Consider the following 13335-nt stretch of genomic DNA (forward strand, 5'->3'; position numbering starts at 1 on the left):
GGGGCAACCTTCCGCCGAGCCGACCCCCACCATCGGCCCACTCCTGCGGTGCGTACCAAAGGAGTGAGGCATGTCCTGGCTCGCCTGTGTCACCTGCGCGGCCGTCGCCCTGGTCGCCCCGGCGGCGGCCGACGCGGCACCCGCCGCCTGCACCGGCACCGCCCCGATCGTCTGCCACTACGACGTCGCGCCGGGCAACTACGACATCACCGCGACGATCGGCGCCGGGACCGGGCTCGCCGTCGAGGCCCGCCGCCGGATCTTCACCCCGGGCGAGGCCGGCACCCGCAGCGCGACCGTCAACGTCCGCGAACCCGAGGGCCAGCCCACCGGGCAGGGCGGCACCGGCACGCCCGGCCTGACGCTCACCTTCGACGGCACCACCCCCGCCGTCAGCCGGGTGACCGTGAAACCGGCGCGGAAGGCCCGGGTCGTCTACCTGGCCGGTGACTCCACGGTCTGCGATCAGCCGACCGCGCCGTACACCGGCTGGGGCCAGATGATCACGCAGTGGGCGCCGCGCGGGATCGTGGTCGCCAACTACGCCGACTCCGGGGAGAGCGCGGGCAGCTTCCTCGCCGACCCGGCGCTGTTCCCGACCATGCAGCCGCTGATCGCGCCCGGTGACCCGGTGCTGATCCAGTTCGGGCACAACGACAAGGCCACCACAGCAGAAAACTTCCGGGCCGATCTCACGGCACTGATCAACGGCGTACGGGCAAAGCAAGGTTTTCCGATTTTGGTCACGCCAACCGTCCGGCGGTTGTTCTCCGGAACCGAGCTGACCCCCACCGCCCTGCACATCAACTCGCTCGGCGTGGACCTGCCGGCCGAGATGCGCGCGGTCGCCGCCACCGAAGGCGTGCCGCTCATCGACCTGACCGCCAAGAGCGAAGCGCTGGTCGAAAGCCTGGGCCCGGCCGAATCGAGCCGGCTCTACCTGACCCTGGCCACCGACGGGGTCAACGACAACACCCACTTCTCCGAGTACGGCGCCACGAAGATGGCCGAGCTCGTGATCGACAGCCTGAGGTAACCATGAAAACCCGTATCTTTCTCGCCGTCGCGCTCCTGGCGGGTGCCGCCGGAATCGTCGCCGTCGCCGGTAACGCGTCCGCGGCCAGCACCTACTACGTCTCCCCCAGCGGCAGCGACAGCGCCGCCGGCACCCTGTCGGCACCGTTCAAGTCGATCGCGAAGGCGCAGAGCACGGCCGCGTCCGGCGACACCGTCTACTTCCGGGCCGGGACCTACAGCTACACCACCGCGACCACCAGCTGCTCGTCGCAGACCGCGGTGGTCGACGCGATCACGCTGAGCAAGAGCGGCATCGTCTACGCCAACTACCCGGCCGAGAAGGTGCAGTTCAACTTCGCCGGGATGACCGGGGTCAACTGCCGGATCAAGGGCTTCGACGTCACCGGCAGCTCGATCACGCTGCGCGGTTTCGAGATCGTCGGTGTACGCCAGAACAACAGTCTCAACCACGAGTCGTGGGGGGTCTGGATCTCCGGCAGCAGCAACACGTTCGAGAAGCTCAACACGCACAACAACATGGGGCCGGGGCTGTTCATCGCGAACGGCAGCAACAACCTGGTGCTCAACTCGGACTCGCACGACAACTACGACCCGTACAGCTCGTCGGGGGCCGGCACCAACGCCGACGGCTTCGGCGCGCACGTCCCGGCCGGCAAGCCGGGCAACGTCTTCCGCGGCTGCCGGGCCTGGTGGAACACCGACGACGGCTTCGACCTGATCAACGCGTACTCGTCGGTGACCATCGAGAACTCGTGGGCCTGGCGCAACGGTTACCTGCCGCAGACCACCACGGCGGCGCAGGACGGCAACGGCTTCAAGGCCGGCGGTTACGGCGGGGTGTACGTCTCCGGCGGCGTCAAGCACACCGTGCGGCAGTCGGTGGCGTTCCTCAACCGGGCCGCCGGTTTCTACGCCAACCACCACACCGTGGCCAGCGACTTCATCAACAACACCAGCTACAGCAACGGCACGGATTACAACATGCTGGGGATCAACTCCAGCGGGGCTGCGGTCGGCCTCGGAAACCTCAAGAACAACATCGCGTACGGCGGAACGCTCACCGCCAACATGAGCGGTACGAGCGTCGCGAACAACTCGTGGAACCTGAGCGTCACCATGTCCAACAGCCAGTTCCAGAGCGTCGCCACCACCGGCTGGGAGGTGTCCCGCCAGTCCGACGGCAGCCTGCCCGCCCTGACCTCGCTGCACCTGGCCGGCGGCAGCACCCTGATCAACAAGGGCGTCAACGTCGGCCTGCCCTACAACGGCTCGGCCCCCGACCTGGGCGCCTTCGAAACCCCCTGATCGACGGCTTGTCACGGTGGCAGTCCCCGTCTGCCACCGTGACACTGCACCCTGGCCGCGATGTTCACCATCATCCCGTTCGGCTCGGCCCGGGCGGACCGCCTCTGGCCAGACCAAAACCTCCTGGCGTACGCCGCAATCGTCGCGATCGCGGTAGCACTGACCGCCTCCGCGACGGTGGGCGCCACCCGCCGCTCGGTCCGCGGGCCGGCCACGGCCTGACCGAGCGTGGGGTGCCGGACGGGCCGGCACCCCGCCGCGATCAGGACTTCAGCCAGGCCAGCAGGTCGGCGTTGATGGTGTCGGCGTGCGTCGTGGGCATCCCGTGCGGGAAACCGGCGTACGTCTTGAGCGTCCCGTTCTGCACCAGCTCGGCGGAGAGCGGGGCCGAGTCGGCGTACGGCACGACCTGGTCGTCGTCGCCGTGCATGACCAGCACCGGCACCGAGATCTTCTTGAGGTCCTCGGTGAAGTCGGTCTGCGAGAACGCCACGACGCCGTCGTAGTGCGCCTTGGCGCCGCCCATCATGCCCTGGCGCCACCAGTTCTGGATGATCGCCTCGACCGGTTCGACACCCGGCCGGTTGAAGTTGTAGAACGCGGTCGACGGCAGGTCCCGGTAGAACCCGGACCGGTTCGTCGCCACCTGGAGCTGGATGTCGTCGAAGACCTTCTTCGGCAGCCCGCCCGGGTTGGCCTCGGTCTGCAGCATCAGCGGCGGAACCGCGCTGATCAGCACACCCCGGGCCACCCGGCTCTCGCCGTGCCGGGCGATGTAGTGCGCGACCTCGCCACCGCCGGTGGAGTGCCCGACGTGGATCGCGTCGTGCAGGTCCAGGTGCGCGGTGAGCGCGGCCAGGTCGTCGGCGTAGTGGTCCATGTCGTGACCGTCGCCGACCTGGGTCGACCGGCCGTGACCACGCCGGTCATGAGCGATGACCCGGTAGCCGTTCGCCAGGAAGAACATCAACTGGGCGTCCCAGTCGTCGGACGACAGTGGCCACCCGTGGCTGAAAACGATCGGCTGACCGGTGCCCCAGTCCTTGTAGAAGATCTCGACGCCGTCGTTCGTGGTGATGTAGCCCATGCGTAACCTCCGATGGTTTTGCTCGCTCGGCCAGTTAAACAGTTTTGTGACAACCGGGCGCCGGACCGAGGATGAACGTCACAAGATGCGGAGTTTTCAGCAAGCTGCCAGCCCGCTCAGATCGAACCGAAGAATGCCGACTATTGGGTATGCGGGTACCACGCAGCCTCCGGCTCTCGTGGCGGCCGGTGGTCGTGCCGCTGCTCGTGTGGCTCGTGCTGGTAGCAGTGGGGACCGGCGTGCTGCTGTGGCAGCAGAGGCACAGCCGCCAGGCCGTGGCCGAGCGCTTCGACGGCGGCGTGAGCGTGCTGGGCACCTTCATGACCAGCGTCGTCGGCCAGCAGATCCTGAGCGAGCGGGTGCAGGCCGAGACCGCGTTGACCGATCCGGTCGTCTCCGCACGCGAGTTCACTCGCCTCGTCGGCGGCCTGGGCTATCCGGCCGCCGCGCTGCTCGACTCCCGCGGGCGGGTGATCCAGAACTATCCGGCCGAACCATCGCTGGTCGGCCAGGACCTGTCCGCCCGCTATGACTATCTGAGAACCGCGCTGCAGGGTCAGACGGCGGTGTCGCAGGTCGTGCGCAGCGCCACGCGGGGCGTCCCGATGGTCGGGTTCGCGGTGCCGTTCGAGACCACGTCGGGGCGGCGAGTGTTTGCCGGTGCCATCCCGGTCCGGGCCAGCCCGCTCGCCGTTTACTTCACCACCGCGCTCTCGCTCACCGGCGCGCGGGTGCAGATCGTGGACACCGCCGGCAGCATCGCCGCGGCCACCGACACGTTCGACATCGCCGACCCCACGCTCGCCGCCCAGAACGGCCCGCTGGCCACCGCCCTGGACCAGGGGCCGAACGGCCGTTACCGGGCCGGCGGGAAGTGGTGGCGGTACTCATCCGGCGCCATCGACGGAGCACCCTGGCGGCTCTCCGCGACCGTGCCGGAGGACGTACTGTTCGCCTCGCTCATCGACAACGAGATCGCCGGGCGGGCCGCGCTCGGCGGGGCCGCGCTTGTCGGCCTGGCCGTCGTGCTGGCCGCCGGGCGGGCCCGCACCAGCCGGCGTGACCTGCTGTTCAGCGAGCGCCGGTTCCGCAAGGTGTTCGACGGCTCGCGCAGCGGCATGCTGCTGACCGACATTCAGAACCGCTGCCTGCGGATCAACCCAGCCGCCTGCCAGATCTTCGGGCGCACCGAGCAGCAGGTGCTCGGCCGCCCGATCGAGGACTTCACCCATCCCGAGGACGCCGGCCGGACGGCCGAACCGATGCAGGATTGTCTGGATGGCCGGAGCGACGGCTTCGACCTGGAGAAACGGTACGTACGACCGGACGGCCAGGTCATCGAGGCGTCGATCACCACCGCCGTGCTGCGCGACGAGGACGACCGGCCGCAGTACTTCGCCACCCAGATCGTCGACACCACCGAGCGCAGCGCCCTGGAACGCGAACGCGAACACAACCGGGCCGAGCTCGCCCGCCGATCGGCCGAGTTGCAGGACGCCAACACCCACCTGGCCGACGTCATGGCGATGCTCGGGCACGACGTACGCCAGCCTCTTGCCAAGATCGTCGGGCTGGGTGGTCTGCTGCAGGAGGAGTGGGCCGGCATCCCCGGGCACACCCGGCTCAACTACGTGCAGCGGATGACCGCGGGCGGGCACCGGGCCAACGACCTGGTCACCGACATCCTGATGCTGGCCCAGTTCGACGCGGGCGCGATGCTCGCCCATCCGGTGCGTATCGACCTCTCGGAGGCGGCCCGCGAGGCGGTGGCCGCCCACCACATCAGCGCCGGCACCCCGATCTCGGTGATCGCCCCGGACGAGACGACCGGCCTGGCCGACGCCGCCCAGCTCCAGCTGATCCTCGGCAACCTGCTCACCAACGCCACCAAGTACGGCCGCCCGCCGATCGAGGTGACCGTGCTGAACGCCGGGGAACAGGTGGCGGTCCGGGTAGCCGACCACGGCGAGGGCGTGCCGGCCGACTTCGTGCCCCACCTGTTCGACCGGTTCGCCCGGGCCGGCTCCGGCGTCGCCACCACCCAGGCCGGCACCGGCCTCGGCCTCTACCTGGTACGACAGCTCGCCCAGGCGGGCGGCCTGGACGTCACCTACGAGCCGAATCAACCCAGCGGAGCCGTCTTCGTACTCACCGTTCCGAGAGTTCACACCGCCGACCCGGTTGGCGCTATCTGAAAACTATCTGCACCGCTGGTGAGAAATCCGACCGTCACGATCAAGATGGCCCGATGCCCGGACGTCATCGGCAACTTCAGCGCACCGGCCTCGTCGTCACCGCCGCGGCGGTCGCCCTGGCCGTGGTCACGGGCGGTGCCTGGGCCGGCTTCCACGAGTTCTCCGGTAAGGACTGCACCGCCCCGGAGTCCTTGAAGGTGGCCGCCGCCACCGAGATCGCGCCGGCCGTGCGCACGGTCGCCGCCGCGTGGTCGGCGAAGGACGACACCTGCGTGACGGTCACCGTGACCGCCGCCGACCCGGCCGACACGGCCGCCGCGGTCGGTGGCCGGCACGGCGTCAACCTGGCCGGTGTCGGCGCCAAGGAGCTGCCCGCCGCGACCGACGCCGACGCCTGGATCCCGGACTCCAGCACCTGGCTGCTGCGGATCGCCTCGGAGGCGCCCGGCTTCCAGCCGGCCGTGCTCGGCTCGATCGCCCAGAGCCCGATCGTCCTGGCCGTGCCCCAGCCGTCGGCCGCCGGGTTCGGCTGGCCGGCGAGCGCACCGAAGATGGCCGACCTGGCCAAGAAGGTGGCCACCGACAAGACGCTGCGGGCCGGAACCGTCGACCCGGCCCGCGACGCGACCGGCCTGGGCGGCCTGCTCGCCTTCGCCGCCGCGGCCGGCACCGGCACCACCGGCGGCGCCCTGCGGGTCGGGGTGATGCGCGCCCTGTCGGCCAACAGTTCCAGCATCCGCGGCGACATGCTGCAGAAGTTCGGCACCAGCGTCGGCCTGGCCCCACTGTCCGAGGCGGACGTCATCGCCTACAACGCCGGCCGCCCGGACACCGAGCTGGCCGCGCTCTACCCGAGCCCGGCGTCGGTGGTCCTGGACTACCCGTTCGCGGTGATGCCCGGGGTGGACCCGCAGAAGGCAGCGGCCGCGGTGGCCCTGCGCGAGGCCCTCAAAGCCGCCGCCTTCACCACCGAACTGGCGAAGGCCGGAGTCCGCGGACCCAACGGCGCAGCCGGTTTCACCACGCCCACCGGTGCCCCGGCGCTGGTGCCACCCCCACCGAGCCCGAAGAACGCCGCCACCACCATCAGCCAGCTGCTCGGCAGCTGGACGGCGATCACCCAGCCCGGCCGCATGCTGGCCGTCTTCGACGTGTCCGGCTCGATGAAGGCCAAGGTCCCCACCGCCGGCGGACTGACCCGGGCCCAGGTGACACAGGCAGTGGCCCGGCAGGGCCTGGCGCTGCTGGACGACCGCTGGTCGGTGGGCAACTGGACGTTCTCCACCAACATGGCGGGCAAACGCCCCTGGGTGGAGAACCTGCCGATCCTCTCCTGCGCCGGGCACCGCGACGAAATGGACACCGCGATCAACAAGATCGTCCCGAAGGACGGCGGCGACACCGGCCTGTACGACACCGCAGTGGCCGCCTACCAGCGGGTCCAGGACGGCTGGCAGCCCGGGGTGTCCAACTCGGTGGTCATCTACACCGACGGCGACAACGACAACCCGGACGGTCTGACCAGCGACGAGACCGTCGCCAAGCTGACCAAGCTCCGCGACCCGAAGCGCCCGATCCGGCTGATTATCATCGGCATGGGCACCGCGATCCACCGCGAACGCCTGGAGGCCATCACCAAGGCGGCCGGCTCCGGCGGGGTCTACATCGCCACCGACCCGGCCAAGATCGGCGAGATCTTCCTGGAGGCCATCGCCAGCCGCAAGGGCGCGTAGACCGAGACCACGGGGAGACATCTTGAAGCTGTTGCTCACGTCCGGCGGCGTCACCAACCCCAGCATCCACGCGGCCCTGGTGGAGCTGCTCGGCAAGCCGATAGCCGAGTCCCACGCCCTGGTCGTCCCGACCGCCCAGTGGGGGCATCCGATGTGCGGTCCGGCCGGAGTGCGCGGCCTGATCGCCGCCGACTCCACTCACCGCCACCTGACCGGCCTGGGCTGGGCGTCGCTCGGCGTCCTCGAGCTCACCGCGCTGCCCACCATCGGCGCCGAGCGCTGGGTCCCCTGGGTCCGGGAGGCCGACGTGCTCCTGGTCGACGGCGGCGACGCGACCTACCTGGCGCACTGGATGCGCGAGTCCGGGCTGGCCGATCTGCTGCCGTCGCTGCCCGACACGGTCTGGGTGGGCATCAGCGCCGGGAGCATGGTGATGACGCCGCGGATCGGCGACTACTTCGTCGAGTGGGCGGCCGCGCCGGACGACCGCACCCTGGGCGTCGTCGACTTCTCGATCTTCCCGCACCTGGACCTGTTCCCGACCAACACCCTGGCCGACGCGCAGCGCTGGGCGGCCGGCCTCGGCGTCCCGTCCTACGCCATCGACGAGCAGACGGCCATCAAGGTCGCCGGCGGCACCACCGAGGTGATCTCCGAGGGAAAGTGGACCCGGTTCGACTCATAGCCGGGCGATGAGGAACTTCGGGGCCATCAGGCAGTAGCTGTCGGTGAGCAGCTCGGCGATCTCGCTCCAGTCGGTGTGGTCACCGAGGACGGCGCAGGCGACGTCGCCGCCCCACGGGGCCTTGAAGTAGGGGAAATCGCCGGCGATCAGGCCGAGCAGGTCGTCGAGGGGCACCCGGAAGGTCAGCACGGCCGGCATCTCGCCGTCGACCAGATGCCGGGCGTAAGCCGGGGACCGGTCCGGGTCCGGCGTGTAGACATGCGCGATCGTCCGGCTGCGGATCCGCCAGCGGACACCGATCCAGGCCGGTTCCTCGTACGCCTCGGGCAGCCGCGCACCGATCGGGCGCAGCCGCTCCAGGATCTCCGGGGGCACATCTCCAGGGCCGGACATGGCCCGACAGTAACGCGTGCCGGCCCGAAGTTAGGATCGAGCCGATGACTGACTCGATTCGGCCGCTGCGGTGGTACGCCGGCCTCGCCGTGGTGTTCTTCGGCCTGCTCCCGGCGACGATGGTGACCCTGCTGGTGCTCGGCGGCAACACCCCGTCGCAGGTCGGCTTCCTGCTGGTGGGTGGCATCCCGCTGGTGCTGGCCGCGGTCGTCTTCGCGGTCCGGGGCATGATCAGCGCCGACCCCGAGGTCGCCACCCGCCGACTTCAGCTGAGCATGGCCCTGGTGGCCGGCGCCGACGTGCTGCTGCTGGGCGGCAATGCCCTGATCCGGATGGCCACCGAATAACCGGCCCGGCCTTTATCCGGCCGTTCAGGACGCCACGTCGTCGATGACCTGGTCGACCGGCAGGCGCGGGGTCTTGGCCGGGCGCACGCCCGCGTCGTCGAGGTTGCCCAGCCGCACCACCAGGTAGGGCGCGCCCAGGTCGCCGATGATCCGGCGCAGTTCGTGGCGGGTGTAACCGACCTCGATCGGGCTGCTCAGCGGCAGCAGGCCGGCGCCGTGCGCGGTCGCGGCCAGCCACAGCGCGTTGAGCGCCTCGCCGGCCCGCAGCCATTCCTCCCGCTCGTCCCCGGTGCCGTAGAGCACCGCGTAGGTGGCGGCGGTGTCGTGCCCGTCGCCGGCCGCCAGGGTGCCGGCCTGGCCGAAGTCACGCTCGGCGACGGTGGTCAGCGGCAGGCCGGCCGGCAGGTTGGCGGCCGGGATGCCGGTGCCGTCGGTGCGCTCGCCGCCCACCCACTCGGAGATCTCCTGCTGCAGGCGCTCGTCCGAGGTCTCGGTCTTCTGCGCCCGCTCGACGATCACCGCGAGGTCGATGACCTGGTCGCGGGTGATCAGGTGCAGCCGGGTGTCCTCCTGCTCGGTGGCGGCGACCAGGTCGTCGAGCACCTTGGCGTCCAGCGGGGTGTCGCGGACCGTCCGCCGGTCGGTGTGCCGGGCCTTGAGCTGCTCGAACCGCTCGACCGCGGCCGGGGCGGGCTCGCCGTGCTCGGTCGGGTAGAGCACCGCGAGCGGGTCGCCGGCCGGCCGCTCGACGCGGCTCTGCCAGCCGGCTGCCTCCAGCGCGAGCCGGGCGTGGTGCAGCGCGGCGCCGCAGCTGAGCAGCAGCATGTGGCCGTCCGGGTCCTGGACGGTCAGCTGCCGGTCGGTGACCGCGTGCAGCTCCAGCCGGTCCGGGTGAACGGTCCATTTCCAGGGCTGGGTGTTGTGGATCGAGGGGGCGTACCGGGCGGCGTCCGCGGCTTGCCGGAGGGCCGGGCGGCGGTCGTTCTCGGCGGTCATGAGAATCCTCTCCAGCTCAGTACGCGCACCTGTCCGATTCAACCAGGCCTTGGGCGCCGTCGCACACATTCGGCACAGTTGCACGCGCCACGTCCCGCCCGGCAGGGACCAATGGCCCTGCCCGGCCCCGACGCCGAACTGACAACCTCGATCCATGAGTGCTCCCGTCAACCTGCTGCCGCACCTCGAGGCGCGTGACGCCCTCGAGGCCGCCGCCCGCGCGTCGCTGCGTGCTCCCTCGGTGTTCAACACCCAGCCGTGGGTGTGGCGGATAAGCGGTCACGTCATGGAGCTCTCCGCCGACCCGACCCGGCGCCTGGCCGTGACCGACGCCGAGGGCCGCCTGCTGCTGATCAGCTGCGGCGCCGCCCTGCACCACGCCCGGGTCGCGCTGGCCGCCGCGGGCTGGAGCGCCGACGTCGAACGGCTTCCCGACGCGCGAAAACCCGACCTGCTGGCCCGCATCCAGCTCACCGGCTACCCCGGCCCCGATCCCACCGCCGCGACGCTGGCCGAGGCGATCATCCGCCGCCGCACCGACCGCCGGGCCTACGGTGACCGCCGGGTGCCGCCCGCCGCCCTCGCCCGCCTGGCCGAGCTGGCCGAGGCCGAGGGCAGCCAGCTGCACGAGGTGCCCGACGAGCGGGTGCCGGAACTGTCGGTCGCGGTCGACGAGGCCGCCGACGTCGAATACTTCAGTCCCGCCTTCCGCAGCGAGCTCACCCGCTGGACCCACCGCCCGGCCTGGACCGGCGACGGCATCCCGCCGTCCACCGTGGTGCGCCCGGCCATGCGCCGGGTCCCGTCCCGCAACTTCCTGCCCGGCGGCACCCCCGGCCTGACCGCCGGTCCGGGCGGCGACGAGGCCGCCAGCTACGTCATCCTGGCCGGCACCGACGACCACCCGCTTCACCTGCTGCGCGGCGGCGAGGCGCTGTCGGCGGTGCTGCTGCAGGCCACCGCCGAGGGCATCGCGACCGCCCCGATCAGCGAGGCCGTCGAGGTCCCGTGGCCACGCCGGCTGCTGCGCCGGTTGCTGGCCGCCGACGCCGACCCCTACCTGATCGTCCGGCTCGGCTATCCCGACTCCGGCGAGGCCCCGCCGCCGTCACCACGCCGGGAGACCCGCGAGACCATCCGCATCCTGAGCTGATCAGAAGGCCGATCAAAATTCGACCGGAGGCGCGTTGTGCGGGGTGATCACTTGAACGGCGGACGGGTTGGTGCGCACCGGTCCCGGCAGCACGCCCTGCGCCTGCATGATCGCGTGGCAGGCCCGGCGCAGGTCGCCACGCAGGTCGTGGTGCAGCACCGCCGACAGCTTCCGTTCCCGCAGCAGCGCGGTGTTCTCCCCGTCCAGGTCGTGCGCCACGAACACGTCGTAGGCCCGGCCCTGCGCGGCGAACGCGGCGACGACGGCCGCGTTCCCGCCGGCCCCGGCGTACAGCGAATAGATCGCCCGCACCGACGGGTGCCCGGTCAGCACCTCGCGGATGCCGGCGCCGACCGCGTCGGCCCGGTCCTCGGCGTCGACCACCTCGAGCACCCGGCGGGCCGCTCCCCCGGCCAGCTCGGCGCGGAAACCCGCCTCCCGCTCGTCCTCCCCGCGGAACGAGCCATGCCCGCGCACCACCAGCACGTCGCCGGAGCGGTCGCCCAGCCAGTGCTGGAGGAGATAGCCGGCGGTCGCCCCGGCCGCCCGGTTGTCGATGCCCACATAGGTGATGCGCGGGCTGCCCGGCAGGTCGGTCACCAGGGTGACAAGCGGCGCGCTGAGCCGGCGGGTGGCCGCGACGATCTCCGGCACGTCCGGCGCCTTGACGATCACGCCGTGCGTCCGGGCCCGGCCGACCCGGTCGAGCACCGCCACCACCTCGGCCGGCGACGCCGAGTCGAGCAGATGAAACCGGGCCCGGAACACCGCCGGTCGCAGCCCCGGCAGCTCGGCCTCGAGGGCGGCCCGGATCGCCGCCGAGAACCGCGGCGGCGCCTGCACGACCACATCCACCATGAACGTCCGCCCACCGAGCCGCACCTGGGTTCGCTGCCGGTCGAGCTCGGCGATGGCCTGCCGCACCTCGTCGACCGTGCTCTCCCGCACGCCGGCGCGCCCGTGCAGGACCCGGTCCACGGTGGCCTCGCTGAGACCGGACTGGGCGGCGATGTCCCGGATGCGGAAAGCGTGCTTCACCCGTACCACCATGATGGGGTTTTGAGGGTTTCTCAAGGCTCTTCGATGCCTCGATGCGACCTAGCGTGACGGCATGACAACCTGGTTCACCGCCGCGGACTGCGACCTGGAGGAATTCCGGACAGTCTGCGAGCAGAAAACGGAAATCGCCGACTACCCGCACGCCCGCGACGTCGTGGACGGCGTGCTGATCTACCCCGGCGACCTGCCGAACACCCGGGAGATCCAGTCCGAACTGGCCCGCGCCCTGATGGACGGCCCCGGCATCGTGGTCTTCCGCGGAGCGTTCGCCCCCGAGGTGGTCGACCGGGCCACCGCCGTGTTCACCGACATGATCGTCGAGCAGCGGGCGGCCGGCGTGACCGGCGGCGACCACTTCGCCAAGCCCGGCGCCAACGACCGGGTGTGGGGCGCGCTGGACAAGTTCGCGCTGCGTGATCCGGCCGCGTTCGCCGACTACTACGACAACGACACCCTGGCCCTGATCTGCCAGGCCTGGCTGGGCACCGGCTACCAGGTGACCTCCCAGATCAACGTGGTCAACCCCGGCGGCGTGGCCCAGACCGCCCACCGTGACTACCACCTGGGCTTCATGTCCCAGGACCAGGCACTGCGCTACCCCGCGCACATCCACGCGCTGTCCCCCCTGCTGACCCTGCAGGGCGCGGTGGCACACGTGGACATGCCCTTGGAGACCGGCCCGACGCTCTACCTGCCGCATTCCCAGAAATATCCCGCCGGCTACGTGGCGTACCACCGCCCCGAGTTCACCGAGTACTTCGAATCCCACCGCGTGCAGCTCCCCCTGTCCAAGGGCGACGCCGCCTTCTTCAACCCCGCCGTCTTCCACGGCGCCGGCACCAACCATTCCGCCGACGTGCGCCGGATGGCCAACCTCCTGCAGGTGTCGTCGGCCTTCGGCCGAGCGATGGAAAAGGTGGACCGCACCGCGATGGTCCAGGCGCTGTATCCGGTGCTGCGCACCTTCCCCGGCCGGGTGGAAAACGTAATCGCGGCCGCCGCCGAGGGCTACGCCTTCCCCGCCGACCTGGACCACGACCAGCCGATAGACGGCCTGGCCCCACCAACCCAGGCCGACCTGCTGCGAAAGTCGCTGGCCGGTTAGTTCAACCCTTTTTCAGTACGCCGTAGGACCAGTCCCGTGCCACCCGGTCCCGCTGAGCGAAACTCACCCTCCGCGCGCCCCCGCCGGGCGGGCCCGACCCCCAACGCCGGCCCACTGCCCCCTCACGCCGCGTGCCGCAGCCCCCGGCCCCGCCGCACCCCGCGCGGCGGCACCCGCACGGCCCGGCCCGTGACCGCGGGCGTGCGCCCGCTGCGCCTGCTGCGGCACCCGCGCCCCGC

At 71.1% G+C, this 13335-nt stretch carries 13 protein-coding genes; 9 read left to right on the forward strand and 4 right to left on the reverse strand.

The features are described 5' to 3' along the window. Nucleotides 1–70: 70 nt before the first annotated feature. From Ate02nite_RS16670 to Ate02nite_RS16680, 3 genes are read left to right on the forward strand one after another with little or no spacing between them, the layout of a single operon-like run. A complete protein-coding gene (locus Ate02nite_RS16670) occupies nt 71–1036 on the forward strand; it encodes a rhamnogalacturonan acetylesterase (protein WP_203806359.1) in 966 nt (321 codons plus the stop codon). A 2-nt stretch (nt 1037–1038) separates the two neighbouring features. Then, nucleotides 1039–2343 (forward strand): right-handed parallel beta-helix repeat-containing protein, encoded by a 1305-nt coding sequence (locus Ate02nite_RS16675; RefSeq protein WP_203806361.1) that lies wholly within the window; start codon nt 1039–1041, stop codon nt 2341–2343. Between the two features lie 60 nt (nt 2344–2403). Continuing rightward, the gene (locus Ate02nite_RS16680; RefSeq protein WP_203806363.1) at nt 2404–2565 is read left to right on the forward strand and encodes a hypothetical protein; all 162 of its coding nucleotides are present in this window, start codon (nt 2404–2406) and stop codon (nt 2563–2565) included. Between the two features lie 40 nt (nt 2566–2605). On the opposite strand, the gene Ate02nite_RS16685 is transcribed toward Ate02nite_RS16680, so the two are convergent. Further along, the gene (locus tag Ate02nite_RS16685; protein WP_203806365.1) at nt 2606–3430 is read right to left on the reverse strand and encodes an alpha/beta fold hydrolase; all 825 of its coding nucleotides are present in this window, start codon (nt 3428–3430) and stop codon (nt 2606–2608) included. Between the two features lie 149 nt (nt 3431–3579). Between Ate02nite_RS16685 and Ate02nite_RS16690 the strand changes: the two genes are divergently transcribed. The 3 genes from Ate02nite_RS16690 to Ate02nite_RS16700 are packed head-to-tail and all read left to right on the forward strand — an operon-like array spanning nt 3580 to nt 8043. After that, a complete protein-coding gene (locus tag Ate02nite_RS16690; RefSeq protein ID WP_203806367.1) occupies nt 3580–5625 on the forward strand; it encodes a sensor histidine kinase in 2046 nt (681 codons plus the stop codon). Between the two features lie 53 nt (nt 5626–5678). After that, on the forward strand, nt 5679–7358 hold the full coding sequence (locus Ate02nite_RS16695; protein WP_239147460.1) for a substrate-binding domain-containing protein: 1680 nt from the start codon (nt 5679–5681) through the stop codon (nt 7356–7358). A gap of 22 nt (nt 7359–7380) precedes the next feature. Then, nucleotides 7381–8043: a Type 1 glutamine amidotransferase-like domain-containing protein gene (locus Ate02nite_RS16700; RefSeq protein WP_203806369.1), complete on the forward strand. Its 663-nt coding sequence runs from the start codon at nt 7381–7383 to the stop codon at nt 8041–8043. Here the strand turns inward: Ate02nite_RS16700 and Ate02nite_RS16705 are convergent. Further along, nucleotides 8038–8436, reverse strand: a complete 399-nt coding sequence (locus tag Ate02nite_RS16705; RefSeq protein WP_203806371.1) for an MmcQ/YjbR family DNA-binding protein — start codon at nt 8434–8436, stop codon at nt 8038–8040. The two genes, Ate02nite_RS16700 and Ate02nite_RS16705, sit on opposite strands and share 6 nt — an antisense overlap. Nucleotides 8437–8480: 44 nt before the next feature. Between Ate02nite_RS16705 and Ate02nite_RS16710 the strand changes: the two genes are divergently transcribed. Further along, the gene (locus Ate02nite_RS16710) at nt 8481–8783 is read left to right on the forward strand and encodes a hypothetical protein (RefSeq protein ID WP_203806373.1); all 303 of its coding nucleotides are present in this window, start codon (nt 8481–8483) and stop codon (nt 8781–8783) included. A gap of 24 nt (nt 8784–8807) precedes the next feature. On the opposite strand, the gene Ate02nite_RS16715 is transcribed toward Ate02nite_RS16710, so the two are convergent. Continuing rightward, nucleotides 8808–9779, reverse strand: coding sequence for an Acg family FMN-binding oxidoreductase (locus Ate02nite_RS16715; protein WP_203806376.1), 972 nt, complete (start codon nt 9777–9779; stop codon nt 8808–8810). A 154-nt stretch (nt 9780–9933) separates the two neighbouring features. Between Ate02nite_RS16715 and Ate02nite_RS16720 the strand changes: the two genes are divergently transcribed. Then, on the forward strand, nt 9934–10932 hold the full coding sequence (locus Ate02nite_RS16720) for an Acg family FMN-binding oxidoreductase (protein WP_203806378.1): 999 nt from the start codon (nt 9934–9936) through the stop codon (nt 10930–10932). Nucleotides 10933–10944: 12 nt separating this feature from the next. Here Ate02nite_RS16720 and Ate02nite_RS16725 read toward each other — a convergent pair whose 3' ends face one another. Then, the gene (locus tag Ate02nite_RS16725; RefSeq protein WP_239147461.1) at nt 10945–11970 is read right to left on the reverse strand and encodes a LacI family DNA-binding transcriptional regulator; all 1026 of its coding nucleotides are present in this window, start codon (nt 11968–11970) and stop codon (nt 10945–10947) included. Nucleotides 11971–12043: 73 nt separating this feature from the next. Between Ate02nite_RS16725 and Ate02nite_RS16730 the strand changes: the two genes are divergently transcribed. Next, complete coding sequence (locus Ate02nite_RS16730; protein WP_203806380.1) at nt 12044–13096, forward strand: phytanoyl-CoA dioxygenase family protein; 1053 nt, start codon at nt 12044–12046, stop codon at nt 13094–13096. The last annotated feature ends 239 nt before the right edge of the window (nt 13097–13335 follow it).

The organism is Paractinoplanes tereljensis, from assembly GCF_016862435.1.
GTDB lineage: Bacteria > Actinomycetota > Actinomycetes > Mycobacteriales > Micromonosporaceae > Actinoplanes > Actinoplanes tereljensis.

Coding starts and splice junctions, on each gene's coding strand:
- Ate02nite_RS16670 (WP_203806359.1), top strand. CDS start 71: ATGTCCTGGCTCGCCTGTGTCACCTGCGCGGCCGTCGCCCTGGTCGCC.
- Ate02nite_RS16675 (WP_203806361.1), top strand. CDS start 1,039: ATGAAAACCCGTATCTTTCTCGCCGTCGCGCTCCTGGCGGGTGCCGCC.
- Ate02nite_RS16680 (WP_203806363.1), top strand. CDS start 2,404: ATGTTCACCATCATCCCGTTCGGCTCGGCCCGGGCGGACCGCCTCTGG.
- Ate02nite_RS16685 (WP_203806365.1), bottom strand. CDS start 3,430: ATGGGCTACATCACCACGAACGACGGCGTCGAGATCTTCTACAAGGAC.
- Ate02nite_RS16690 (WP_203806367.1), top strand. CDS start 3,580: ATGCGGGTACCACGCAGCCTCCGGCTCTCGTGGCGGCCGGTGGTCGTG.
- Ate02nite_RS16695 (WP_239147460.1), top strand. CDS start 5,679: ATGCCCGGACGTCATCGGCAACTTCAGCGCACCGGCCTCGTCGTCACC.
- Ate02nite_RS16705 (WP_203806371.1), bottom strand. CDS start 8,436: ATGTCCGGCCCTGGAGATGTGCCCCCGGAGATCCTGGAGCGGCTGCGC.
- Ate02nite_RS16710 (WP_203806373.1), top strand. CDS start 8,481: ATGACTGACTCGATTCGGCCGCTGCGGTGGTACGCCGGCCTCGCCGTG.
- Ate02nite_RS16715 (WP_203806376.1), bottom strand. CDS start 9,779: ATGACCGCCGAGAACGACCGCCGCCCGGCCCTCCGGCAAGCCGCGGAC.
- Ate02nite_RS16720 (WP_203806378.1), top strand. CDS start 9,934: ATGAGTGCTCCCGTCAACCTGCTGCCGCACCTCGAGGCGCGTGACGCC.
- Ate02nite_RS16730 (WP_203806380.1), top strand. CDS start 12,044: ATGACAACCTGGTTCACCGCCGCGGACTGCGACCTGGAGGAATTCCGG.